Source organism: Spartinivicinus marinus (genome assembly GCF_026309355.1).
Lineage (GTDB): Bacteria > Pseudomonadota > Gammaproteobacteria > Pseudomonadales > Zooshikellaceae > Spartinivicinus > Spartinivicinus marinus.
Genome location: NZ_JAPJZK010000001.1, coordinates 4,070,045 through 4,096,272, shown reverse-complemented (window position 1 = coordinate 4,096,272; position 26,228 = coordinate 4,070,045). Strand labels below are relative to the sequence as shown.

The 26,228-nt window shown below is 42.2% G+C and carries 22 protein-coding genes; 8 read left to right on the top strand and 14 right to left on the bottom strand.

Features of this window, described 5'->3' with window-relative positions; translation table 11 throughout:
- Positions 1–580 precede the first annotated feature (580 nt).
- Positions 581–1,270: a tetratricopeptide repeat protein gene (locus tag OQE68_RS18605; RefSeq protein WP_180570423.1), complete on the top strand. Its 690-nt coding sequence runs from the start codon at positions 581–583 to the stop codon at positions 1,268–1,270.
- A 230-nt stretch (positions 1,271–1,500) separates the two neighbouring features.
- Here OQE68_RS18605 and OQE68_RS18600 read toward each other — a convergent pair whose 3' ends face one another.
- Positions 1,501–2,622, bottom strand: a complete 1,122-nt coding sequence (locus OQE68_RS18600) for a 2,5-dihydroxypyridine 5,6-dioxygenase NicX family protein (RefSeq protein ID WP_180570422.1) — start codon at positions 2,620–2,622, stop codon at positions 1,501–1,503.
- A 120-nt stretch (positions 2,623–2,742) separates the two neighbouring features.
- Positions 2,743–2,904 carry a hypothetical protein gene (locus OQE68_RS18595; RefSeq protein ID WP_180570421.1) on the bottom strand — a complete coding sequence of 54 codons (162 nt, stop codon included), beginning with the start codon at positions 2,902–2,904 and terminating at the stop codon, positions 2,743–2,745.
- Between the two features lie 291 nt (positions 2,905–3,195).
- Here OQE68_RS18595 and OQE68_RS18590 point away from each other — a divergent pair, with 291 nt between their 5' ends.
- Positions 3,196–3,489, top strand: a complete 294-nt coding sequence (locus OQE68_RS18590) for a hypothetical protein (protein WP_180570420.1) — start codon at positions 3,196–3,198, stop codon at positions 3,487–3,489.
- A 266-nt stretch (positions 3,490–3,755) separates the two neighbouring features.
- On the opposite strand, the gene pmbA is transcribed toward OQE68_RS18590, so the two are convergent.
- Positions 3,756–5,120 (bottom strand): metalloprotease PmbA, encoded by a 1,365-nt coding sequence (gene pmbA / locus OQE68_RS18585; protein WP_180570419.1) that lies wholly within the window; start codon positions 5,118–5,120, stop codon positions 3,756–3,758.
- 170 nt (positions 5,121–5,290) lie between these two features.
- Between pmbA and yjgA the strand changes: the two genes are divergently transcribed.
- Entirely contained in the window at positions 5,291–5,839 is a 549-nt protein-coding gene (gene yjgA / locus OQE68_RS18580; RefSeq protein ID WP_180570418.1) for a ribosome biogenesis factor YjgA, read from the top strand.
- Positions 5,840–6,121: 282 nt separating this feature from the next.
- On the opposite strand, the gene tldD is transcribed toward yjgA, so the two are convergent.
- The 8 genes from tldD to OQE68_RS18540 all read right to left on the bottom strand — a co-directional run bounded on the left by tldD (position 6,122) and on the right by OQE68_RS18540 (position 17,333).
- Positions 6,122–7,564, bottom strand: coding sequence for a metalloprotease TldD (tldD, locus tag OQE68_RS18575; protein ID WP_180570417.1), 1,443 nt, complete (start codon positions 7,562–7,564; stop codon positions 6,122–6,124).
- Between the two features lie 87 nt (positions 7,565–7,651).
- On the bottom strand, positions 7,652–8,512 hold the full coding sequence (locus tag OQE68_RS18570) for a carbon-nitrogen hydrolase family protein (protein WP_180570416.1): 861 nt from the start codon (positions 8,510–8,512) through the stop codon (positions 7,652–7,654).
- Positions 8,513–8,520: 8 nt separating this feature from the next.
- On the bottom strand, positions 8,521–12,408 hold the full coding sequence (locus tag OQE68_RS18565) for a YhdP family protein (RefSeq protein ID WP_180570415.1): 3,888 nt from the start codon (positions 12,406–12,408) through the stop codon (positions 8,521–8,523).
- Between the two features lie 57 nt (positions 12,409–12,465).
- On the bottom strand, positions 12,466–13,941 hold the full coding sequence (gene rng, locus OQE68_RS18560) for a ribonuclease G (RefSeq protein ID WP_180570414.1): 1,476 nt from the start codon (positions 13,939–13,941) through the stop codon (positions 12,466–12,468).
- 161 nt (positions 13,942–14,102) lie between these two features.
- Complete coding sequence (locus OQE68_RS18555; protein ID WP_180570413.1) at positions 14,103–14,708, bottom strand: Maf family protein; 606 nt, start codon at positions 14,706–14,708, stop codon at positions 14,103–14,105.
- An 8-nt stretch (positions 14,709–14,716) separates the two neighbouring features.
- Positions 14,717–15,205 (bottom strand): rod shape-determining protein MreD, encoded by a 489-nt coding sequence (gene mreD / locus OQE68_RS18550; protein ID WP_219340160.1) that lies wholly within the window; start codon positions 15,203–15,205, stop codon positions 14,717–14,719.
- Positions 15,195–16,112, bottom strand: coding sequence for a rod shape-determining protein MreC (mreC, locus tag OQE68_RS18545; RefSeq protein WP_180570412.1), 918 nt, complete (start codon positions 16,110–16,112; stop codon positions 15,195–15,197). Before mreC ends, mreD begins: the two co-directional genes overlap by 11 nt.
- A 183-nt stretch (positions 16,113–16,295) precedes the next feature.
- Complete coding sequence (locus OQE68_RS18540) at positions 16,296–17,333, bottom strand: rod shape-determining protein (protein ID WP_163832504.1); 1,038 nt, start codon at positions 17,331–17,333, stop codon at positions 16,296–16,298.
- A gap of 555 nt (positions 17,334–17,888) precedes the next feature.
- On the opposite strand from OQE68_RS18540, the gene gatC reads away from it, so the two are divergent.
- From gatC to OQE68_RS18515, 5 genes are all read left to right on the top strand, one after another.
- Complete coding sequence (gene gatC, locus OQE68_RS18535; RefSeq protein WP_180570411.1) at positions 17,889–18,176, top strand: Asp-tRNA(Asn)/Glu-tRNA(Gln) amidotransferase subunit GatC; 288 nt, start codon at positions 17,889–17,891, stop codon at positions 18,174–18,176.
- Positions 18,177–18,260: 84 nt separating this feature from the next.
- On the top strand, positions 18,261–19,718 hold the full coding sequence (gatA, locus tag OQE68_RS18530) for an Asp-tRNA(Asn)/Glu-tRNA(Gln) amidotransferase subunit GatA (protein WP_180570410.1): 1,458 nt from the start codon (positions 18,261–18,263) through the stop codon (positions 19,716–19,718).
- Positions 19,719–19,730: 12 nt separating this feature from the next.
- Positions 19,731–21,176 (top strand): Asp-tRNA(Asn)/Glu-tRNA(Gln) amidotransferase subunit GatB, encoded by a 1,446-nt coding sequence (gene gatB / locus OQE68_RS18525; RefSeq protein WP_180570409.1) that lies wholly within the window; start codon positions 19,731–19,733, stop codon positions 21,174–21,176.
- A gap of 312 nt (positions 21,177–21,488) precedes the next feature.
- Positions 21,489–22,142 carry a DUF2726 domain-containing protein gene (locus OQE68_RS18520; RefSeq protein ID WP_180570408.1) on the top strand — a complete coding sequence of 218 codons (654 nt, stop codon included), beginning with the start codon at positions 21,489–21,491 and terminating at the stop codon, positions 22,140–22,142.
- Positions 22,143–22,215: 73 nt separating this feature from the next.
- On the top strand, positions 22,216–22,557 hold the full coding sequence (locus OQE68_RS18515; protein WP_180570407.1) for a hypothetical protein: 342 nt from the start codon (positions 22,216–22,218) through the stop codon (positions 22,555–22,557).
- Positions 22,558–23,114: 557 nt separating this feature from the next.
- On the opposite strand, the gene OQE68_RS18510 is transcribed toward OQE68_RS18515, so the two are convergent.
- Genes OQE68_RS18510 through OQE68_RS18500 form a run of 3 tightly spaced genes read right to left on the bottom strand, consistent with a single transcriptional unit; the run spans position 23,115 to position 26,223 of the window.
- Positions 23,115–24,500 (bottom strand): aldehyde dehydrogenase family protein, encoded by a 1,386-nt coding sequence (locus OQE68_RS18510; protein WP_180570406.1) that lies wholly within the window; start codon positions 24,498–24,500, stop codon positions 23,115–23,117.
- Positions 24,500–25,558 carry a phenylacetate--CoA ligase family protein gene (locus tag OQE68_RS18505; RefSeq protein ID WP_180570405.1) on the bottom strand — a complete coding sequence of 353 codons (1,059 nt, stop codon included), beginning with the start codon at positions 25,556–25,558 and terminating at the stop codon, positions 24,500–24,502. Before OQE68_RS18505 ends, OQE68_RS18510 begins: the two co-directional genes overlap by 1 nt.
- Before the next feature lie 32 nt (positions 25,559–25,590).
- Positions 25,591–26,223: a pyridoxal 5'-phosphate synthase gene (locus OQE68_RS18500; RefSeq protein ID WP_180570404.1), complete on the bottom strand. Its 633-nt coding sequence runs from the start codon at positions 26,221–26,223 to the stop codon at positions 25,591–25,593.
- Positions 26,224–26,228: the final 5 nt, after the last annotated feature.

The following is a 26,228-nucleotide window of genomic DNA, read 5'->3' as shown; positions in this document are numbered from 1 at the left end:
TAGCGATTGGATTAAATTAGACTAAAACCTAATGGGCATGTGGACAATTTAAATTACAGACTCTTAAAAGCTTGTGCTCCAGGTGCTGGGCTGTTTTAACAAGCTAATAAACAGAATTGTTATGCTAACACCATCTTGTTTATAGCAGTTAGCGTAGCACTCTGATTGTTTCATCATCTAAGAGTAGAGCTTCTTTTACTGCCTGAAGTGTCTAACCAGTCTTGTAAGCATCTATGGCATGCTTACAACACTTGTGGGCGACTTAAAGCTCTGCGAGTGCTGTTGGTGATAGTTCGAACTTTCCCATAACAGTTGACTATACACATGATAATGTATTATTGAACCTAGAAATGATTCGCGACTGCTATAAATGCTTCTTTAGCAAAAGTATATCATTTTCTTAACATATAAAACTTTATAATTTTACCCACAAAAAAATTTAAGTCTTATTAACTATCAATCTTATCCTATTTCTTTAACTGCTGTTCAATTTAAACTAAAATAGGATTAGTATTATTTTTCTAGAAGTTTAAGTTTTATGTAAATGTTGTGACTTATTGATGTAAGCGGTAATAAAGTTATGGCTAAAGTTGTAGAGTTAACGTCCCGTCAATTAAACCCTTCTAAACGCCCTGGTCTGTCTCTTAAATATGCTTATCGACCACAAACTAATCAAGAAAGGAATCTTGTCCATACTACACACCCTTGTTTAGCTTGTGGTCGAAAAGGTCATATTATTAATGGTGATTGTGGCCCAGAAAGAAAAAAAGGAGATATTATTTATTTTCGAGTTGCCCTAATATGCGACTGTAGTTACATGAATTTTGTTAATGTGATTGTGAATGAATTACCTGAATATTCAAAAAGAGCCAGACATCCTGTTACCGATGACTTGTTTGATTCTCTATCTGATTGGCGAATAGAAGAGCTTCTCCAGTTATCTGCAGCATCAGGTCACCTAGGTAATTTTACCATGGCTAGAAAATTGGTTGACCGCTGCATTCAAATTGCTCCTGATAGCCAAGGTGCATGGTATAATCTTGGGTGGCTCCATGTCAATGATGGAGATTATCAACAAGCAATTGATGCTTATAAAAGAGTTTTAGAACTAGGTAGCGACTTTCCCAGTGCACTTTTTAATTTAGGTAATATTTATAAGGATTTACAATGGTATAATGAAGCTTGTGATGCTTTTAATAAATTTTTAAAGCTTTATCCAAAACATATTCAAGCGAAGAAGAGTTTAAAGGAGTGTGAAGCAAAAGTTTAGTTATATACTCTTCCCGAATGATTTCTAGGCTTTGTTACCATCGTTCTTAATCACCAAGGATGGTGTGAATGCAGTTAATGCATGGAGCATTTAACTGTCACCCCAGTCATTTAGTTTATCTAAACTCCTGGGGCTTCATCGCTCGCTGGCCTCGCCCTTGTGCCCTAGGGGTATAAATAACCCTTCGCTGTGAGTATATACCACTTTATTTTTACACCCAACACATGAGTTCACTTTATTAAACCACAGCAGTCATCTAACTCCATACGCTGCTGATCGGCAGGAGATTTTAGGTCCTCAGTATATAAATTTTCGGGGTGTTGGTTTATCGAAGGCTTGATATTTTGTAAATCAATGGGGAGATGATCACTATCTATCCATATTTCACCACCTTGACAGATTAAATCTAAGTGAGAAGAGCAGCTATATTTAGCAACTTCAGGTAACTGATTATGATCACCAAACCCTAAGTGAATACCTGGCACTCTTTCGTTTATATGTGAATTAAGTGAAACAGCTTGCTTGATACCGATATTTGTGCCAAATCCTAGTTCACCAACCAATTTTCCATTTTCATTATTAAAACAATAATTGATTATTTCAGTTACTTGTTTATTTTTACATTGGAAGTCAACCGCTTGGCCATCTTCAATTGTAACGGATACAGGGTTATTTGCTAATCTTGCATCTACATCCGTGAGAACATTTACATTAAACGCAAACTCAGCAACTAACACACCATTAATACTAGCAGGAAATGTAGCTACTTCTCCTGCAGGTAACATCATAAAGCTATTATCTTTTATTATTCCCCTATTACTTATCCAACGATATCGATTATTATCTAATGTCACTTTTAAATTTGTACCACTTTTTGTTGTTATAACTAGCTCTTTTGCCTTCATTAGTTTTTCAAGTATCGTAGTATTTTTCCTAGAGAGTATTTCTGGTGTTACAGCTAATGATTGCGCAAAAAAATCATAACAAGCACTTATCACTCTTATGACACGACATTTTTTTTCATGGCAATTCATTACGATTCTTCTGAAGATATTATTATGTGACATCGTATTTTTTTCAAAAGTCATAAATACGATATCGCCTTGTAGATCTGCTGCATTAGGTAGTAAGCAGGTTAGCTCATATAAAAGGGCTTCATCATTCAATGGACTCATCATGGTAACATGATGCTTTATCCTTTTTAGCTTTAAAGACTCACTAACCAAAGCGACAGACTCTACACTATCTTCTGTGCAAGCCATTATCACTAGATCATCTATGGAAATTTTTGCATAATCATTAATGAGTAATTCAACACCATCACAAACCTGCTGATTTAATTGAAAGTTCATTTGTTTTCCCATCTATAAAAGAGTTGATCTAACCCATAAACATTTTTTTACACTTACAGAAGCTACTATATTTATAAACTCAATATAAAAACTCAGGAAAAAATTCCTGAGTTTTATTATTTATTGTTTATCTTGGCTTGTCTCCCACGAGATTTTCCAGGTAGGTGCCTTATGCGCATCTTTAATTAATTCGATTTTTTCTCCTGGTTTTTGTTGTTTACCTTCAATTTCCTTTAAAGAGCTTATAATTTGATCTGTCATGTCTGGGGTTAGTTTTGACATTTCTATCTCCATTAACTTATTTAATTTTGCTTGTAAAGACTGTCCAGCCGACTGCCTTCAAATACTAACTGGCTATTCCAAGTCCTCACAGGAACGTCCAATACGATTTTTAATGGAAAAGTTAGTTACCAGCATTCATAATTTTGTAACATCTCATTGACAAGTTATCACGCATAATCTATACGTTAAAATTTAGCTGTATTAAAATTATTCTAATTTCTTCTACGTGTAACAAGTTATTTATAGCTTATTGATATATTTACTTGGACATCAGCTCGCCAACTATCCCTCATGAAACAGTTTATTTGTTTAGTTATTTGTTTTTTTTATTATTGTTACAGTACTACCCTATTTGCCAAAGAAAAAATACACTGGCAAACCATTCACTGGCCACCCTGGATGATTCTTGAAGGTAAAAATAAAGGGCAGGGGTTTGCTGATCACCTGCTGCAAACAGCTAAGCAATATCAGGAGTTGATTGAGTCAGGCTACTCAAAACCTGACGAGATTAAAACACTTAGAAAATATTATCCTTGCTTTATCAACAACTCACTTGAACAACAATGTACAACTCTTCACGAATAATCCATCATTCACTATATTTCGAAAAGCATATACTCAAAGTGAAGGTTTTATAGGCGAGGCCATCGAGTGATGAAACCCCAGGGCAAGTCTGCAACTGTAAGACTTGCGGTAGTCACTTTAATTTATATAAAGGCACTGCTGGGCGCTTATAATAATAAGTGACTGGGGTGTCAGTTAAATGCTCCATGCATTAACTGCATTTCCACCATCCTTGGTGGTCAAGATCGAAGATAACAAAGCCTAGAAAACATTCACGAAGAGTATATTTAGTGTCCGGCTACTGTCATGCTCTCAATCAAAATCGATCCCGTCCGAATATTACCTCGGTAATCTACATCACTACCTACTGCTACTACCTTGTTAAATATATCTTTTAAATTACCTGCAATCGTCACTTCTGAAACGGGGTATTGAATTTCGCCATTTTCAACCCAAAAGCCTGCAGCACCTCTTGAGTAATCTCCTGTTACGATATTAACGCCCTGCCCCATCAACTCCGTTACCAACAGTCCTTTATCCATCTTTTTAACTAATGCTAATAAGTCTGCTGCGGGCTCAGTTGGATCAATAATTAAATTATGGGCTCCTCCAGCGTTAGCTGTACTTTCCATTTTTAATCGTCTTGCTGAATAGGTACCCAACATATAGTTGGTTAATACACCTTCTTTAACAAAATTTTTGGCATAAGTGGCTAGCCCATCATTGTCAAAAGCAGCACTTCCAATTGCTTGAGCTAAACGAGGTTGCTCATGGATATGGATATTATCAGGGAAAATCTGTTTTCCTAAGTGATCCAGCAAAAATGACGACTGACGGTACAAGCTTGAACCACTGATTGCACCGATAAAATGGGATAACAAACTCCCAGCTAATTCAGCAGAAAATAATACAGGTACTGTCGTAGTAGACACTTTTTTAGAGCCTAACCGCTTTAAGGTACGGTCTGCTGCTTTTCTGCCCACATCTACTGCAGTTTCTAACAACTGAGCATTACGGTTAACGGTATACCAGTAATCACGTTGCATTTCTTCTTTTTCTTGGGCAATTAACACACAACTAATGCTGTGTCTTGATGATACATAACCGCCAATAAACCCGTGACTGTTACCATATACCCGACAACCTTGATGGCTCGATACTGATGCCCCTTCAGAGTTGGTGATTTTTTTACTCACCTTAAAAGCAGCAGCTTCAGTTTCTTTAGCAATATCAATTGCCTCTTCAGCGTTAATTCCCCAAGGGTGGTACAAATCTAAGTCAGGGATATCGGTTGCCATTAATTTGGGATCAGCCAAGCCAGCATACTGATCTTCTGAAGTGTATTTAGCTATGTTGAGTGCTGCCGTAACCGTTTCTTTAATCGCTTTAGCAGAGCTATCAGAAGTACTGGCTGATCCCTTACGCTGACCAATATAAACAGTAATGCCAAACCCTCGATCACAATTAAACTCAACTGTGTCTACTTCCCCTTTCCGAATACTGGCAGATAGACCTGTGTCTAAACTTACCCCTACTTCTGCTGCAGAAGCACCCTGTTGTTTTGCTTCTGCCAAAATATCCGATACTAGACTCTCAAGATGCTGTTCTTCTATTTTTGGATTAAGCGACTGATTATCACGTTGCAAAGTCATATATATTAGCTTTTATAGTTAAAACGGATTTGTCTTGGGCTTACTTTATATGTGCTAAGTGTATTGTAGCTTGCCCCTCGATGCATACCAAGATAACCGCTCTATATTATCGGGGTATTTAGCGCTACAATTCTTGGTTAGAGATCTAAGCTGTATAGACTAACAATATTATGAGTGATAACGAGCAGTTCGATGATGATGAGCTTGAGCATAAAAGTAAAACTCAAGTTAAAAATGAAATGCATGCATTGCAAGCCATGGGTGAACGTCTGTTGACCCTGCCTGCCAAAGTGTTTGAGCGACTTCCACTAACCCCTCGGCTGAGAGAGGCGCTGGAAGAAAGCAAGCGTATTACCAGCTTTAATGCTCGCAAGCGACACTTTCAATTCATAGGCAAATTGATGCGGGATCAAGACCTGGAAACCATCCAGAACATCTTAAATCATTTTGATACAGCAAGTGATGAGTATAATCGTCAGTTTCATTTAATGGAGCGCTGGCGTGACCGGCTGTTAACTGAAGGGAATACAGCACTTGCCGAGTTTGTTGAAGCTTATCCTGGCGCTGATCGACAACACTTACGGCAGTTGATCCGCAATGCTTTAAAAGAGCAGCAACAGAATAAGCCACCAGCTGGCTCACGAAAACTATTTCGTTACATTCGTGACTTAGCTGAAGAAGCATCTTTTAACAGCAGCGATAAAGAAAAATCGGAGTAATTATACCCTCACCCAGAGGAGATTGTCGCAAAAGTAATTTCGCCTTCTCCCCCACGGGGGGAGAAGGGACTTGATTTGAAGTACTTTCGCGACATCCTTTTAAATAAAGCTTTGTAGTACTCTCTAAATTCTTCGGATATACCTGAATAAGAAGCGAGCAATTTGCTCTTAAATCGAGGCGGGGAAAATACCCGAAGCGCAGTTTACTTGCTGGTAAATGAGCATCGGAAGATTTTTCCCAACAAAGAGTTAAGAACAAAGGGCCGCTTCCTTGAGGATATCTTACTCGCCAGTTCCGCCTACCGTAATCTCTTCTATCTTAACGGTAGGCTGGCCAACACCAACTGGGACTGACTGCCCCTCTTTTCCACAAACCCCAATCCCTGTATCCAGTTTCAAGTCATTACCCACCATTGACACTTTATTCATGACTTCTGGGCCATTGCCAATTAATGTAGCACCTTTTACTGGCGTTGTTATTCTGCCTTTTTCAATCAGATAGGCTTCACTGGTAGAGAACACAAACTTGCCGGAAGTAATATCAACTTGACCACCCCCTAAATTGGCGGCGTAAATACCTTTATCAACTGAAGCAATAATTTCTTCAGGATCATGTTCACCCGCCAGCATATAAGTATTGGTCATTCGCGGCATGGGTAAGTGGGAGTAAGACTCCCGTCGGCCATTGCCGGTTGGCTTATGCCCCATTAGTCGTGCATTAAGCTTATCTTGCATATAGCCTTTTAGTACACCATTTTCAATTAATACGGTGCACTCAGTGGTGGTTCCTTCATCATCAATATTTAAAGAGCCACGACGACCAGCCAAGGTACCATCATCCACGACAGTACATAAAGGCGAAGCAACTCGCTCACCTATCCTGCCAGAAAAGGCTGAACTGCCTTTACGGTTAAAATCTCCTTCTAAACCATGGCCAACGGCCTCATGCAGTAATACACCTGACCAACCAGGCCCAAGCACAACGGGCATAGCACCAGCAGGTGCAGGCACTGCTTCTAAGTTAATTAATGCCTGGCGAACGGCTTCTTCAACATAGCTTTGGGCACGATCATCTTCTAGAAAATACTGGTAATTGGTCCGCCCACCCCCACCAGCGAAGCCACGTTCTAAGCGGCCATTTTGCTCAGCAATAATGCTTACATTAAGTCGAATTAATGGACGCACATCTGCCGTAAACGTACCATCACTGGCAGCTACCAGAATGGTTTCATAAACGCCTGCCAGGCTCACCGTCACTTGCTTAACGCGTGGGTCCATGGCTCTAGCCTGTTGATCAAGAGACTGTAAAAGAGCGACTTTGTCTTCTTGCACCAAACTAGCCAGCGGGTTCAAAGGTTGATACAAGTCTAGTGGCTGGCTTCGACTCCAGGCTTGCAACTGCTTGTTTTTGCCTTGCTTAGCAATGCTTCTAGCAGCAAATGCCGCTTGCTCTAAAGCAGGCAAAATAATTTCATTTGAGTAAGAAAACCCGGTTTTTTCACCGCTGATCGCCCTTACGCCAACGCCACAGTCAACGTTATAACTACCCTCTCTGACAATGCCATCATCCAGCACCCAGGACTCATGATTAGTATGCTGAAAGTACAAGTCAGCCGCATCAATGGTATGACCCAACATACCATTTAACACTTGCTGAATCTTCGCTTCGGTTAACTCACCTGGCGTGAGTAACTGTTGTTTAACTGATGTAAGTATATCCGACATAAATAGCCTGTTTTTTAATCATAAGGAACAGCACAAGCAGCCACTTTTTTATTTTTATGGAAGTTATTTCATGCTCTGTTTCTAAGCTTAAGAATAGTGATAAACCTTTATGTTTCGCAACAGCTGGTCTTGCCGGTGTTTTAAACTAGGCATACGCCCCCTTAACTGGTGAAGCCGATTTAAATCGACTTCAGCCATGATCACTTCTGGCTGGTCTGTTTCTGCAGCAGCGATGACCTTACCCCAAGGGTCTACAATCATAGAGTGTCCAAAGGTTTCTCGCCCATCAGCATGAATACCCGCTTGATCAGCCCCTGCCATATAACAAAAATTTTCAATTGCCCTGGCTCTCATTAATACATCCCAGTGAGCAGCACCAGTCACGGCAGTAAAAGCCGAAGGTAAACAAATGATTTCAACCCCATAGTTGATCAGGGCCCTAAATAACTCAGGGAAGCGTAAATCATAACAAATCAGTGGTGCCAATCGGCCAATTGGGGTGTCCACAATTAATAAGTGGCTACCCGACATGTACTCCTTAGATTCCTGGTATTGGCCTTTACTATCTGAAACAGTGACATCAAATAAATGAATTTTGCTGTATTGACCTAGCTCTTTACCTTTATCGTTATAAACAAAGCAGGCAGAAAAAGCGCGTCGATCAGCACTGTTTTCTTTTGGTAAAAAAGGAATCGAACCACCAATCAACCACACTTTATGTTGTGCAGCCAGCCTGGCTAAAAGCTGTCGAATGGGGCCATTGCTGTCACTCTCTTGTTTGGCTATTTGCAAGGTATCTTTACCTGCATAACTGGCAAAACACTCAGGCAACACAATCACTTTGGCACCACGATAGGCTGCTTGCTGAATTAGCTTTTCAGCTTGAATGAGATTGCCCTCAACCTTATCAGAAGAGTTCATTTGTAATACAGCTAATTGAGCCGCCATATCAATCCTTACTGTTGTTTTGTTTTATTGGTAAAAAACTTGTCCAACGCAATAGTTGGGTTTGAAAATGAACCCGTCAGCTTGTAGCGAGCACTAGCAAACTTTTCTACCTTATCACCCAGCAACTTATCAAATAGATAAATTGCCCCCCCTACCTGTGGTGCACCCATCAATACAGCAAGAAAAGGTAAATTATTGGTCACAGGCAAAGTAACTAACAACGACATATTAAGTGTATCGTTTATCAAGTTGGCTTTACCGGATAGAGCAAAGTTTGAAGATGGCCCTTCAATTTCTACAGGCTCTTTAAACCACATTTCACCATTAGCAAATTGCGTTGTGGCTTTTATTTTGTCAAAACTGACTCCTGACTTTAACAGGTCAGAAAAATCCAGTTTTATTCGACGCGCAATTGAGTTGAAGTTAAGCAAACCAAATACTCTTAACACATTGGCAGAGCCTTTAGCCTCAAGAAATCGGCCATGCTCAATCTTGCTATAAATCTCACCATTCAACTTTGCTATTGATAAGTTGAGTGGGCTACCCGGCCAGTTAACGTCAATAGAAAACTTAGCTTTTTTGCTAGTAATTGATGCTGATTGCCCCCAGGCTTCTAGCACATCTGCTAAGTCAACAGCTCTTACAACCCCTTTAAAATCTGTTTGCTGTTTCTGCCAGTTTATATTGCCCTTCACTCTTAAATGGTTAATTTGTGCTGAAATATTGCTAATATTTAGTGCTTTCGAGGTAGTTTTTAACTTAGCCGCAAAACTACCAGACACTTGATTGCCTATTTTTAGATCAGCAACTTCAATCTCCATATCAGGCAGTGTTAGAGGGTTAAAATCAGCTAATGGGTCTTGCTGATCACTATTCTTAACTGTTTTAGGTAATGTAGGCAGGTGCAAACGCTTTAGCGCAATTTCATAAGGCTTCTGATGGCTATTAAATGGGATCACCGCCCGACCAGCAAGCTGATCACTTCCCACCTCCGCTTGCCAGACCTGTTGATAAGTATTAAGTGACAATACCAAATTCTCTAACACGCCCATTGGCGAGTGCAACTGATTTAATTCCAACTGATCAACTGACAACTGCCATTTAGGTTGACGTTTTTGTTGCTGCTGGGTATCTGCTGATTGAGTGAACATATCGACCCATGGCCACCACTTCGTTAAATCAAGTTCTGCCAACTGGCCACTTATATTAAGCTGCTGCCGTTTCAACTTCGATGCCTGTCGCCCTTGGCCAAATACAAGGTCAGCTCCCGCCAGCTGGCCTTGCTGTACTAGCCATTCCGACTGTAACAATGACCCCAGCTGTACTCGCCAACGATTAGTCTTACCAAACTGATTGAGCTCCACATTCACTGTTTGCTGTTCAGTAGCAGATTTATAGAGTGGCTCAGGTAAATTGACAGCCGTTCCTTTCAAGTTAGATTTCACAAACAGCTTAAAGTTTTCAGGCTGATTAAATGGCATGGTTGCCTTGGCACTGTAGGCAAACTTGCCTTTAGCAATGTTATTAAATTGTTGCTGCTGTGTTTTGTTGAGTTGATTATTCAGTTCAAGTTGATGCTGTAGCCAGTCTGCTACCTTAGGTGCATCGGCTTTACCGGTTAAGCTAAATTGCTGCTGCAATTGTCGTTTAACTGGCTGAGCAGACATATTCAAACGTGCAGGATGGCCAAATACGTTAAGCTGAATATCATTGCCAGTAATGCCTTTTTTCGAGTGATAGGCTATTTGACCATTGACTTGTTTGATTACCAGTCCTAAGTCTGCAGCATTGATGGTCCCCTCTTTGGCCTGAGTAATAACAGCCACTTCTGTTTCCTCTGGCTTATCAATCGGAATCATCAACTCTAGTGTTGAGTCAAACTGTCCATTAATCTGCCAGTTTTTATCGGCTTTTTTAGCCTTATCTTTTTCTTCATTTTTATTACGGGTACCTAGGGCGTCACCAATAGGAGAGTGAGTTAATAAGTGATTTACCGTCGGCCCAGGTACTTTTAATTGACTATTAACCGTTACAGCAAATTTATCTTTGCTTTGCTCAGCCACTTGTAACTTCAGTTGCTGTATATCAGCTTGATGAACTGCACCACTGGCTATATTCACTTCAACTTGCTTATTATCAACTAATACCTGGCCAGTCAGCTTGTCTGCTTTCGGCCATTGACTATCATACTGAACGGTACCTTCTGCCACGTTAAAAAACAGACCAAAGCTAATATCATTTTCAACATCAGTTGCTGTGACAGGGCCATTATACATAAAGGCACCTTGCTCAACTTTACCTGCAACAATGGCTTCATCCAGCCACTTCACCAGTTCTTCAGGTAATATATCGTGCTTGGCTGGAATATATTGATAAGCCAAACCTGCATTGGCATTTTTTACTCCCACCTGCAAAGCCATGGTTATAGGCCCTTCAATTAGGGGAAAAACTAAGCGGAGCTTAGCATTATACTCCGCGCCACGATGCTTCAGTTGCGCTTGGTTAGTATAAAGCTGAAATGCCTTTGGGGTTTTTAACCAAGCAAGATGGGCTGTTGCTTGCCGGTATTGCCACGGTTTTCTAAACAGCTCGACCATACCCAGGCTAAACCCTTGCTGACTATCCAAGTCAAACCACCCCTGTTCAGCGGTGGTATATAGCAGCCCAGAAACACCTGATGCTGAAGGCGCAAACCCTTTGGCAGCCACTGCAACTTGCTTCAGTTTACCTAGCAATTGAAAGTCATTCACATCGGATGACCAATCAACCACTAACTGTTGTATAAGCCCCTTTGGGCTTAATTCATTAACCAGCTGGGCTGGCAACTCGGGTAGTAACTTGGTAGCAAGAGAAGACTCTTTGAGCAAATTTAGGTTAATCTGCTCACTGGCAACGGTCCATTTTCCTTGTTGGTAGCGAATAAAAGCATTATGAAATGGTGCAGCTATTCCATTCAGCCGAAAATTGGCAGAAGGTAATGCAAGTTGCCAGTTTTTATTAGACTGACGGTTAAAGCTAAATTGTAAATAGCCTTTAGATAACCGCTGCTTAGGCAAGTCTTGGTATTGGATGGCAAGATCAATATTTTCCAGCCGACCACTCAGGGTTAACTGCTTATTTTGCCAGTTTAACCAAAGTTTTCCTCCCAAGTTAAGCTGATCTAATTGAATATCTTGAGGAGTAATCAGTGCTATCCAAGGCTTCCAATTATTAGGTGAAGCATCTATAAACAACTGTAAATGACCTAGTGAGCTAGGAGACACTTGCTGCATCTCTGCTATTAGTTTTGCCTCACCCCCTTGAGCTTGCCTAACATAGCCATCCAACCGATAGCCTTCACTTGTCTGGTTAAATGCTAGCTTGGCATCTTCTAGGGTTTCTACTTGTCCTTCTCTATCCTGAAAGTGGATAGTGGTATTGGTAAACTGGATATGCGGTTGCTTGAGCAACGAAGCAAGAATTAACCGTGGGTCTGCCTCACCTGCTGTAGGATTAAAACCTTTTAAATGCCAACTCCCAGACTGCCCTTCAATCAGATACAGTTGTAAGCCTTCTACCTGCAAATAACGAAACACTGGAGACTGCTCAAGCAGTGTTGAAAAAACATCAAGCTCAGCCAGCACACGATTAGCACTCAGTGATTGCAGCTCAGTATCGCCAATCTGCACGGTTTTTATATCTAGCGCTGGATTAAAACCAGACCAGGTACCAGTCAGTTTTGCAACAGTGACGGGAACATTTAAAGTAGTAGACAGCTCTTGTTGTAAGCTTTCTCGATAATCAGCCAGCAATGGCAATAACATTCGCCCTAAACTGACATACAGAGCAAGTAACACAACCCCAACAATTGAAACACTCCAGATCAGTCGGGTAAAAAATTTGGCAAAACGTTTCACTAACAAATTCCATCAGTACAGCTTGAGACCAAAAGCGACAAATAAAAAACACGCGACCTAAATCAACACTACATCAAACTGCTCTTGCGAATACATTGGCTCAACCTGAAATTTAATGGTGCGACCAATGAATGCTTCCAAGTCAGCCACATTATCAGACTCTTCATCTACCAGCCGATCAACCACTTTTTGTGAAGCCAACACTAAATACCCTTCGCTTTCATAAGCTCTGGCTTCACGAAGAATTTCCCGGAATATTTCATAACAGACAGTATCTGCCGTTTTTAAGGTACCTCGCCCCTCACAGGTCGGACAAGGTTCACACAATACATTTTCCAGACTTTCTCGGGTACGTTTACGGGTCATTTCTACCAAGCCCAGTTCAGATACCCCAGTGATATTGGTTTTGGCATGATCGCGTTCAAGCAGCTTTTCAAAAGTCCGCAACACTTGTCGTTGGTGTTCAGCCTCTTCCATATCAATAAAATCGATAATAATAATCCCACCCAAATTGCGCAGCCTGACTTGCCGAGCAATCGCGGTTGCTGCTTCCAGATTGGTTTTAAAAATCGTTTCTTCTAGGTTACGATGGCCAACAAACGCCCCTGTGTTGACATCAATGGTAGTCATTGCTTCCGTTTGATCCAAAATTAAATAGCCACCCGACTTTAGCTGTACTTTTCGACTAAGTGCTTTTTGAATTTCATCCTCAACCCCATATAGATCAAAAATAGGCCGTTCACCAGGATAATATTCCACTCGCCCTTCTATTTGCGGAATGAGCTTTTTTACAAACTTGCAAACTTTCTGATAAGTTTCTCTTGAGTCTATCCGCACCTTTTCTATTTTAGGATCTACCAAATCCCTCAGTGTGCGTAAATGAAGTGGTAAGTCTTCATAAACCGCCTCTGGAGCCTTAACTTCTTTAATGCCTTCAGAAACAGACTCCCACAAACGATGCAAAAACCGTATGTCAGCTAGTACTTCTTCAGCGCCAACCCCTTCAGCTGCCGTACGTAAAATAAAACCACCTTTTTCTTCTGCTTGTTCTGCTGCCAATGCATGTTCAACCAACTGCTTAAGACGATCTCGTTCTTCTTGGTCTTCAATTCTTAATGAAATGCCTACATGGTTAGTATCAGGCATATAAACTAAATAACGGGCAGGAATGGAAATATGGGTGGTAAGTCTGGCGCCTTTGGTACCTAACGGATCTTTGGTGACCTGTACAACTAACGATTGGCCTTCATGAACAAGTTCGTGAATTAGTGGTTCAGTTGCATCGTCATCTTCTTTTGTATCGTTCTTGGGGACTATTTCACTAACATGAATAAAGGCAGCACGCTCTAAACCAATATCAATAAAAGCGGCTTGCATACCAGGGAGCACTCGAACCACTTTACCTTTATAGATATTCCCGACAATGCCACGCCGCTGGGTCCGCTCAATATACACTTCTTGTAAAACGCCATTTTCCACCACCGCCACTCGAGACTCCATTGGGGTGATATTCATTAATATTTCTTCGGACATGGCTTTTTCCTACATTATCAGGGACCATCATTAAGGAGAAGTTTTAGCGCTGCTATCATCTGAAGCTTTATTTTTTAAACGACACAACTTAAGTAAGCATTATGGTTTTTTAAGCGTCATCATTGCTTAAGTATTATAAATTCGTAAGTGCTATCACTGTCTTAAACACCATGGCTTTGCCAGACATCAACCTCAAACTGGGCCAGCAGCGCAGCCGTTTCAGTTAAAGGTAGTCCCACTACACCACTGTAACTGCCTTTTATTGCAGCGACTAGTATCGCTCCCAGCCCTTGAATACCATAAGCCCCTGCTTTGTCATTAGGCTCTCCTGTTGCACAATAGCGGTCAATTAATGACTCAGTTAATGGCTTAAATAGTACATCAGTGATACTGGTTATCAGTTTGGTTGCTTCAGCATTCACTACGGCAACTGACGTCATTACTTGGTGCGGCTTTCCTGATAAATCTGTCAGCATGGCTTTAGCATCAGCCACAGAGGAGGGCTTGCCTAAAATGACCCCCTCTAATACAACTGCCGTATCAGCTGCCAGCACGGGTCGTTGAGCCAAACCACTGGCTTTTAATAGCTGCCATCCGGCTTCTGCTTTGGCTTCAGCAATACGCTCAACATAATGTTGTGGGTGTTCATTAAGCAAAGGGGTTTCATTAACCTCTGAAGCAAGAACCTGATAACTAACCCTAATTTGCTCCAATAGCTCTCGCCGCCGGGGAGATTGGGATGCTAAATAAATACTTGGAACGTCCATACTGGTTTTTAATTAACTTTATATCGCCTTCTTAAATCTCGTAACAAAATAAACAACCACGGCCATAATAAGGCACTGACGACAGTTGGCAACAAAAACAATAAATTAGGAGGTGTACGACCACTAAAAGATTTAGCCCACAGATTCAGCATTTGATAAATGCCAATAACTACAAATACCACCATAGATTGCTGGAGTAACGGATAAATACGCATCCGTCGATGCAGCTTATGGGCAACATAGACCACAATCACCATGCCAAGGGCATTTTGTCCAAGCAACACCCCTTGCATCACATCAAGCATCAGGCCAACAATCCAGGCCAGTATTAATCCTATTCGATCAGGCAATGCCAGTGCCCAGTAGAGCATTACCATCGCAAGCCACTCTGGCCGACCTAGCTCTAGATAAGAAGGCATTGGCAATAAGCTTAATACATAGGCAAAAAAAATAGTCGTCCAGATTACCATGCGGCCCTGGGGTCGATCAGTTGACATTAGGCGCTTCACTTACTTGGGTCTCATCTACCGCAATCACATCATTGTTATCATTAGCTTCTTTACCACTGAAGACCAATAACACATGACGACTGCGATCTAACTTTGCAGAAGGTCTTACTTTGATGATGGCAAAAGGTTTGCCAGGGTCGTGGATAACCTGGATCACTTTACCCACTGGATAGCCTACCGGAAAACGCTGCCCTAGGCCTGAACTGACTAGAATATCACCTTCACGGATATCAGCAGTATCCGGCACATGGCGTAGTAGCAGCTCATCCAATTTACCTGTGCCTGCAGCAATGGCACGAGCACCGTTACGATTCACTTGAACAGGCACACTATGATTAGCATCGGTAATAAGCAGAATACGGCTGGAAAAAGGGCTGACGGAAATAACTTGCCCCATCAAACCACTGGCATCCAGTAAAGGCTGTCCAACAAAAACTCCATCTGTCGAGCCTTTATTAACAATAACCTGGTGAGCATAAGGGTCGGGATCTACCCCCACTAGCTCCGCAATCAGAACTCGCTCATCAAGGAGTTTTGAGGAATTCAGTAATTCTCGTAAACGGATATTTTGTGCCGTGAGTGCCGCGAGCTTCTGAAGGCGACGCTCCAGTAGCAAGTTTTTCGCTTCTAACTTCGCGTTTTCTAAAATAAGTTCTTTGCGAGTTTTCAGGGCGTCATCAGCCATCCCCCACATTTGTGCAGGAAGATCAGCCACCCACTGCACAGGTGTAGCGACTACGGTCAGCCAGGCTCTCACTTTGTTAAGGCCATTGTCCAGGCCATCAAACCGCTGCTCAGAAAGCATCAAGCCTAATGACAACACAATAAAAAACAGCAGCTGTGCGGTGAGAGATTGTTGCTTAGAAAATATTCGCTTAATTGGTGACTCCCACATTTTGTCTTTTAACTACATTGGAGACTGTTACCTTAAAAAGCCAATACCTTTAATTAAGAATTAAGCTACAACAGTCTCCTACCTACTGAATAGGTTGCAAGACCATAAAAAAATCTGTCTTGCAATGTTGAATACCTTATCAATTAGACTCACTTAAGCTCTAGTAAGTCCTATTGGTTTTGACTACTCAGTAGATAAAAGATCAAATGCATGGCGTTCCATTATTTCTAGTGCTCGTCCTCCCCCTCGGGCCACACAGGTCAGAGGATCTTCAGCCACCACCACAGGCAACCCAGTTTCTTCACTCAGCAGGCGCTCCAAACCTTTTAGTAACGCACCACCGCCTGTCAGAACCATACCTCGCTCTGCAATGTCGGAAGCGAGTTCAGGTGGTGATTGCTCTAGTGCACTTTTCACTGACTGCACAATGGCTGCTAAAGATTCCTGAAGTGCTTCCAGAATCTCATTACTATTAAGGGTAAAACTGCGAGGTACCCCTTCTGCCAGATTACGGCCTCTTACATCAATTTCGCGCAGTTCATCACCTGGGTAGGCACAGGCAATTTCTTGTTTAATTCTTTCTGCCGTGGCATCACCGATCAGGCTGCCATAGTTACGACGAACATAAGTGACTATGGCTTCATCAAAGCGGTCACCCCCCACCCGGACTGACTCCGAATAAACAATCCCGCTTAGCGAAATAATAGCTATTTCAGTGGTTCCCCCACCGATATCCACAACCATTGAGCCATGGGCTTCTTCAACAGGTAGGCCAGCACCAATGGCTGCAGCCATTGGTTCTTCTATTAAATACACTTCACGAGCACCCGCACCTAGCGCTGACTCACGAATGGCCCGCCGCTCAACTTGAGTCGACTTGCAAGGCACACATACCAACACCCGTGGGCTTGGCTGAATAAAACTGTTTTCGTGTACCTTATTAATAAAATGCTGGAGCATTTTTTCAGTGACACTAAAGTCAGCGATCACTCCGTCTTTCATAGGCCGGATAGCTGTGATATTACCAGGGGTTCTACCCAGCATTCGCTTCGCCTCAGTACCCACTGCGGCAACCGTTTTCTGACTACCATGATGACGAATAGCCACCACCGAAGGTTCGTTTAACACGATCCCTTTATCTCTAACATAAATCAGGGTATTAGCAGTACCTAAGTCAATTGACAGGTCACTTGAAAAAAATCCCCGTAGTTTCTTGAGCATGCGTGGTATTCTTCCCAACAAACAAAGAATGTGAATATGGTTGCAGTGTTTTACACAAGCGCATTGATTAGCTGTAACTTAATAATAAAGATCAGTGCAACCGGCCAACAAAACAGTTTACGCTTTATATCTAAACTTGCTATCTACCTAATCTCAGCCACCTTTTAATAAGCTGACTCTCAGTAAAAAGCACCTAACTAATAAGTCAAATAAATAAGATTGACTGTGGTTTTTATTCATAATCTTGCAAATTGCTGCAAACTCTAACAACCGCGCTTACATAGAGCAAGTTAAGAAGCTATCTCATAGTAAACTATTATACCCTTAGTTAAGGGCAAGCCTGTCAGTTAACACCAACTTCGTTACTTGCTACAGCCATAACTAATGCATTGTGTCTTACTTATACTGTAGTCTAACCTTTTAATTGATTGACAAAAATCTGTCTTCTATTTCTATTTTTTTATTTACTATCTCTCGTTCAATCACTCACAAGCGCTTGAGATTGTCACTGCAAACCCCTACATTTGCAGTTTGGCTTTTAGTTGGAGAGCACCCATGGCCCTTGATCAAACCGATGTTGAAAAAATAGCCCACCTGGCACGCATTGCTATCGACCAGCAAGATATTGCCAATACTACTGAAGGGTTAACCCAAATTTTAACCATGATCGACCAAATGCAGGCTGCTGATACTGATAATGTAGAGCCTTTGGCTCACCCACTGGAGATGGAACAACGGCTGCGCGCAGATGCAGTCACCGAAACCAACCAGCGGGAAACCTTTCAGGCCATTGCCCCTGCTACTGAAAACGGCTTGTATTTGGTACCTAAGGTTATTGAGTAATCAAGTCCGTCAGCAAAAACTATCACCTTGCCGCACAAACACCTGTATTAGGACCTGTACAATCCAATAGGACCTGTAATTACCATGCAAAACAAAACTGTAGCGCAACTGGCAGCTGGTCTTGCCAAAGGCGAATTTTCCAGTGTTGAACTAACCCAGCATTACTTGAACCAGATTAAGCAGTTCGATAATCAGCTGAATAGTTTTATCAGTATCACGGAAGACCAGGCGCTAACTGCAGCCAAAGCAGCCGACAATTGCCGTGCAAATAATAATGCAGGCCTATTAACCGGCGTCCCTATTGCTCATAAGGACATTTTTTGTACAAATGGCATTAAAACAACCTGCGGCTCTAAAATGCTCTCTAACTTTATTGCCCCTTATGAGTCAACTGTCTCACAAAAGTTCCAAGACGCAGGTTGTGTTATGTTGGGTAAAACCAATATGGATGAGTTTGCCATGGGCTCTTCCAACGAAACCAGTTACTTTGGTGCAGTCAAGAACCCTTGGCAATTAGACTCTACTCCTGGCGGCTCATCAGGTGGTTCGGCTGCAGCCGTTGCTGCCCGGTTGGCACCTGCAGCCACAGGCACAGATACGGGCGGCTCCATTCGCCAACCTGCTGCCTTATGTGGCATTACCGGATTAAAACCCACCTATGGTCGTGTATCTCGTTGGGGCATGATTGCCTTTGCTTCAAGCCTTGATCAAGCTGGCCCAATCACCCAAACCGCCGAAGATGCCGCCTTGTTAATGAATATCATGGCAGGGTTTGATGAAAAAGACTCAACCTGTGCCAATGAGCCCGTACCAGATTATACAGCCACGCTTAACGACAGTATTGCTGGGCTGAAAATAGGCTTGCCTAAAGAATATTTTTCTGCCGATTTAGATAGCCAGATCGCCGCTAATGTAGAGCAGGCCATTAAAGAACTGGAAAAGTTGGGTGCAACAGTTAAAGAAATCAGTTTGGCTAATTCTCACCTGGCATTACCCGCTTATTATGTCATTGCCCCAGCGGAGTGCTCTTCCAATTTATCCCGTTTTGATGGTGTACGATTTGGCCACCGCTGTGAAGACCCCAAAGACCTGGAAGACCTATATAAGCGCACCCGAGCTGAAGGCTTTGGCTCTGAAGTCAAACGGCGTATTTTAGTTGGCACTTATGCCTTATCTGCTGGCTATTATGATGCTTATTACATCAAAGCCCAAAAGCTGAGACGATTAATTAAAAACGATTTTGTGGCCGCCTTTAATGATGTAGATGTTATTGTTGGCCCTACTACCCCATCCCCCGCGTTTAAGCTGGGCGAAAAAACCAACGACCCGGTAGCGATGTATTTATCGGATATTTATACCATTTCCACCAACCTGGCTGGCTTACCTGCTATGTCAATTCCAGTGGGCTTTACCAAAGGCCTACCTACGGGTATGCAACTGATTGGTAACTACTTTGCTGAAGCCAGACTATTAAATGTGGCTCACCAATTTCAGCAACAGACCAACTGGCACCAACAATTACCAACCGCAACGCAGGTATAAGGGGAATTTATCGTGAAATGGGAAGTTGTTATTGGGCTGGAAATTCACGTTCAGCTCGCCACACAATCTAAAATATTTTCAGGTGCCAGCACTGCCTTTGGTGCCGAACCCAATACCCAGGCTTGCGCTGTTGATTTAGGGCTGCCTGGTATTTTACCCGTAGTGAACAAAGAAGCCGTGCGAATGGCCACCATGTTTGGTATGGCTATTCATGCACAAATTAATCAGCGCAACATATTTGCCAGAAAAAATTACTTTTACCCCGACCTGCCAAAAGGCTATCAAACCAGCCAAATGGATTTACCCATTGTAGGCCCTGGTTATGTAGACATCACCTTGGACGATGGTGAAACCAGACGCATCGGTGTAACCCGTGCTCACTTAGAAGAAGATGCGGGTAAATCACTCCATGAAGATTTTCATGGCATGACTGGTATCGACCTGAACCGAGCCGGCACACCCTTATTAGAAATTGTATCTGACCCAGACTTACGTTCTGCAAAAGAAGCCGTTGCCTATTTAAAAACGATTCATTCGATCATCCGTTATTTAGGGATATCTGATGGCAACATGGCGGAAGGCTCCATGCGTTGTGATGCTAACGTATCCATCCGCCCGCAAGGCAGTGAGAAACTGGGCACCCGCACAGAAATTAAAAACGTCAACTCTTTCCGTTTTATTGAAAAAGCCATTAATTTTGAAATTGAGCGGCATATTGATGTACTAGAAAGCGGCGGCAAAATCGTCCAGGAAACCCGCCTGTATGATTCTGAAAAAGACGAAACTCGTTCTATGCGTGGCAAAGAAGAAGCCAACGATTACCGTTACTTCCCCTGCCCTGATTTACTACCAATAGTATTGTCAGTAGAATTTTTAAATGAAGTAAGAAGTACACTTCCTGAATTACCTGAGCAAAAGCGGCAACGCTTTATTGATGAATTAGGCTTAAGTGAATACGACGCTGGTGTTCTATCAGCCAACCGTGAAAACGCTGAATATTTCGAAGCGGTTGCTAGCCAATGCCAAGACCCGAAATTTGCCGCCAACTGGGTAATGGGCGAGCTGGCCAGTCGCCTCAATAAAAACCAACTGGAAATCAGCGAAAGCCCTGTTTCAGCAAAACAGTTAGGCGAAATGCTAATCCGCTTAAAAGACGAAACCATTTCCAGCAAAGGGGCAAAAACTGTTTTTGAAGCTATGTGGAACGGCGAAGGCTCAGCCGATGAAATCATCGAAAAGCGCAATTTAAAATCCATTACTGATACCTCAGCGATTGAAGCCATGATCGATGAAGTCATTGCTAATAATGCTGCACAAGTTGAGCAATACCGCAGTGCCGAAGAAGCCAAGCAAGGCAAAATGATCGGCTTTTTTGTTGGCCAGGTAATGAAAGCCTCCCGCGGCGCAGCAGAACCAGGAGTGGTAAATAAATTGTTGCGGGAGAAATTGAAGGGGTAGTTTTAGGGCAATATTTATTTTTTTCAATAAAAATAGAGTACAGCTCCCCTTTGTTTTGAGGCATTACAGAAAAACTCCAAACCAGGTTCCTTCTCCCCTTCGGGGAGAAGGCTACTATTGTAAGACTAGCGACAGCGACTTAAATTGAAATAAAAAAATGCTAGTTGTTCCGCGTAGCAGCTATTTCAAAGTAAATATCCTCACCCGATAACCAGTTACTAATCGACAAAGTTTATCGAATTGGGCTTATAGAGATTTTTTGATAGCTTGAGCTTGCTGTCTCTTTTTCAAACTGCAAATGAGTGTTAGTTGATGCTTTTAGATTCATGGTCATTTTGGATTATTATAGCCATTGTTATTATTTGGTATTTCAGCAAACCTAATAAAAGAAAAGAAGACAAACACTCTCATGCCGTCACCTCTTCCCACCTCCCAAATAACCAGCGTCAAAATGAAAATAAATCTGCAAGTAATTTGGATACAACTTCAGTTAGTGAAATTGAAGGCAGAAATACTCTTAGTGATAAAGATGACGAAAAACTACAGTTTTATGAAGAACAGCTTAATCAAGTTAACCAATACACATATACTAGCAAACCTCTCCTTAATCACTCAGAAGTTAAACTATACTGGGTTCTCGTGAATTTTTTTAAAAGCAAGCAATTATTAGTATTTGCTCAAGTTAATTTAGGTCAGCTACTCGGACATCATGATAATGATGTCCATGCAATAATAAATTCTAAACGAGTAGATTTCTGTATTACTAACAGAAGATACCTTCCTGTACTTGTTATTGAGTATAACGGTAAAGGTCACAACCAAGCTTATGCTCAGCAGAGAGATCAAATAAAACAAAAAGCAGTAGAGGGAGCTGGCATTATATTTGAGGCAATTGAACCTAAAGATATGAATATCATCAATCAAAAACTTGATAATATCTATCAAAAAATTATGGCCTCAAATTAGTAGGTAGTTTAAAGTATAAAAAAACTAACACAAACACATCAAGTAAGATGACTCGATTGTTAAGGGTGAGAATATGCCTCACTATGATAGAATGACTTCTTTGACCGAAACAGAGATAGGATTACATCAATTGGAGAAAGGGATTTTACTCTTCCTTAATGAACAAGATTTTATCTGTTCGATAACCCTTGCTGGCGCCGCAGATGGAATATTTAGCGGTCTATTAAAAAAACAAGAAAAGCAAACAGCCCACGATGCCCTTAAACTAATTTTGGAAAAAAATAAACATAGCCTTACGCCAAAAGAGTTGAACGATCAGCACCTCAATCTAGTTAGAAACGCTTTAAGCACTCAACTCAGGTCTATGGTACATCAAAAGAATATGCACTTGAAACTGAATCAATTTTCTACATAACTAGGGCAATTGACAATTACATTCGATTAGGGTTAAAAGCAACAGTGCCTATGCAGTCTTTCGTCCTTTGGGTAAACCAAAATAGAGAAGATCTTACTAAGCCAGATGGTACAGTAGAAATAATTAGACCTTAACAAGCTGTCCTAAGGCTATTCATACATCCTTTTATTCAAACGGTTTAGCAAAGACGGCTAGCAGTAAGTCTTTTTTCGATAATTATATTGACCGTTTCAAATGCCGTCTCTACTCGTAACTCCCCTTATAAAAACTAAACAGACCGCTCCTGCAACTCCCAATCCCGATAATTAAATACCTGCCCATTGTTCAATGTGGTGCTGATATGCCTATCAGCCCTTAAAATAACCAATATACAACTACACAATTATTTGAAAAAAGTGAGTAAGAGAAAACGTAGAGAACACTCACTGGCAAACCGTTGTTTTAAATAATTTCAATGATATTATTGAATTTTTCTGCGCAGTATAAAATATATCTATGAACAAGAAAAATAATAGTAAGTACTTATATCCCTAGCGATTGATCAGGGTACACTAGTTTCACCAGAGAGGATCAATTCGTATTCCTCGGTTACACATTAAAAAATCAGCTAAATAACCGTCATGGGGCACACGATAGTCCATCCAGGTAGTGGGAATATGGCCTATATAAACATTAGCTATCGAAGAATCTCCAAGTACTTTGTTAATGATACTTTTCTGATGTGTAAGCAGTGTCACGACCAGCGAGCCAGATAAGGCTTTATAGCCTTCCTCTCCCAGCTGGTTGAAGGGGGCAATCGTGACACAAGGAAAGGGAAGCTCTCGCTGAACTTTGGAATCAGAAGCACTTTCAACCAATGCAACATGGGGTTTTAAAGGACAACCCTCAGAAATCAAAGTACGATCATAATTCCAGGGGGCATCATCAGATCTCAGTAGATTTTCATAAATTTCAGCTTCTTGTTTTTTAGCTAAAGCCATCGGCTGAACTTGGGAGTGAGCTTCAAACACCTGCCTTAATTTTCTAGCAAAGCCCCCTGGGTTCTCCTCCACCAATACTGCACTAGCCGACACACAAGCCGCTCCTCCAAGTGATAAAACCGATTGAGCAACTACCTCAACCGCTTCTTCATGACAAACATCGTTACCAACAACAACTTTTGACTGGCCTGGTCCCTGAACAAGCACACGTGGATTACTACCATACCGGGCAGCAACATCTGGACCGCCATATACAACAGCCAGATCACTTTGCGAAATCAACGTTTCTACCCCCTTATGATCTGTAGGGATCAGTGCCACATAGTCTGCTAGCCCAGCCTGCTCAAGGGCACAAATAAGGCGCTGTGCGGTGAAGGGTTCTCTGGTTGAAGGGCGAACAAGGGTCCGGTAGCCCATTGCAACAGCTTGAGGCCAGAGACCATGAGCACCAGGCCCATTACCCGCAGCAATAATTGAGACGACCTCTCCCCTTCGCGAAAAAAGGCTACAACCACTATTCACTAAGGGGTGACTGTATTCCCAGACGGCCCCTGCTGGAGTCGCTGCTTGCAAAATTTCACTCATATGCCGAAGGCCATGGGAAATGTTGGCTAATGACTGCTCAATGACAGATGGCTGCAAGCCGGTAACCTTAGTGACAAGTTTGGCATAGGCTTTGGGTTCCAAACCAGCTAATGTCGCTTGCTCGTAAAACTGGCCTGCTTTTTTTAATCGCTCAAGCCGTTCGGAAAGGCTGCTTGATGGCGCCTCACGCATTTGGGCGATTTTATCCTGAATATAAATTGCCGGCATGACAGCACTTTCACCAACAAAGCTATTAGCAACATCATATATTTCCTGGCGACGACGAGAGCTCTGGATAACACCAAGACAACGAGCTTCTACCGTATAAACTACAGGGCTGTTAGCACAAGTGTCGGCTCTATTTTCATCGGAATGCATCAATACACCCCCTCAATGACAACTTGACCTGAAACTTCGGTAACCGGTTTTACATCAGATACAGCGACACCTGGATAGTCACCTTGAGAGGTAAGCCTCACAGCAGTATCTCGCTCAAGAATATTAGGAAAAAGGGCGAACTTGCTCAGATGATTCATAACAACCCGCCCTCTCTCACCATACTGAACTGGCTTACCTGTTTCAGTATCAACGACTTCAAGCAATACATAGGGTGCAAAGCTATCAAAAATAGGTGAACCATCATAAGCCTGGCCCATTCGTGCCTTGGTTTCAGACAGAATCATGGTGCTTCCATAGCTAGCAGTCATGGTGACATCCGGAAAAACTGCACTCTGTAGATAGTCCAGTGTATCTGCGTCCATTTGGGTGCCACCCCAGGTAATCATCTCAAGCGTCTGATTAAGATATTCAGCCAGTGAACGTCGACGCGCGATAGCCTCTAATAAGGGCGGAGTAGCAACAAGATAGGCAATAGATTGAGTAGCCAGTATTGGCTCAGCTTGATCAATCAAATGATTAGAATAGGCTGTAACCCCCTCTGTATCACCTGATTTAATTAGCTTTTTAACCCAGCGTGGGTCCAAGTCTACAGTAAAACAGTGCCCCCCTAGCGCTTTGGCCCGGCGCTGATTGATTGCACCCACTATGTGGGGTCCGCCAGGGATAATTGCTAACGTGTTTTTGAGTTGCTTGTCAGTTGAGTGACCAAAGCCTTCCAAACGCCAGCTCACAAGCTGTGTAAGCCACTCTTCATAAGCGATCACTCGTTTTGCCTGGCCCGTTGTTCCACCACTTTCAAATACACCCGCAAGCTTGGTATCGATGAGCCCTTTAGGCTGAAGATCTTCTACAGCAACCTCTCGCAGCGCAGCGCTGATATCGGGAAACAAAGCCAAATCAGCCAATGAGCGAACATCGTTAATTGGGTCAAAGTCCAGTTTATTGCGCATACCCAGCCAGAAAGGGGAACCAGTATCTGGTGAAAAATGCCAGTTCATAACATCGGTTAAGTGTTGCTGAAAGCTAAGCTGAGCCATGAGTGTCTGCCTTGAATGAAGTGTGAGTAGGATTAAGGTTGAAGTTTGGTACTTTCCCAGGCTGTTTCGGTACGCTCAAACCGCAACCTTCTATGCAAGCGGTTGGAGCTTGATGCCCAGAACTCAATAGCAAGGGGCTCAAGCACATAAACCTTAAACCGATCTGGACAAGGGAGTACACCCGCATCCTCAAGCTGCTGTGCAGCAGTAAGAAGCTGTTCATACGACTTTAAGGGTTCACTTTGCCGAGAAACAGTTGACATGGCATGCAAGGGAATTGGGCGCTTACTCCATGCCTCTTCAGCCTGCTCATATCCAAGCGATTTGATCCTTCCACTCACTGAAAGCTGCCGCCCCAGTTCTTTCCAGTAAAAATGCCCACAAGCTAAAGGCGATTCTTCTGCATCTTTTATTTTTCTGCTGCAGCTATGAGTGGCAAAGACAATACCAGTATTGGAGAACGCTAAAATAGCCATTACCCGGGATGACATCATGCCACTACTATTGGCTGTAACTAGCACCATTGCCCGTGGCTCACGCACTTTTTCTTCAACTGCTTGTTGATACCAGTTTTGCGCTAAACCAATGGGATCATATGAAGGGGACTCATATTCAGGAAAGCAATAATCTACTTTACCTGTCATGCTTTCAAATTTACTGCTCATTGTTA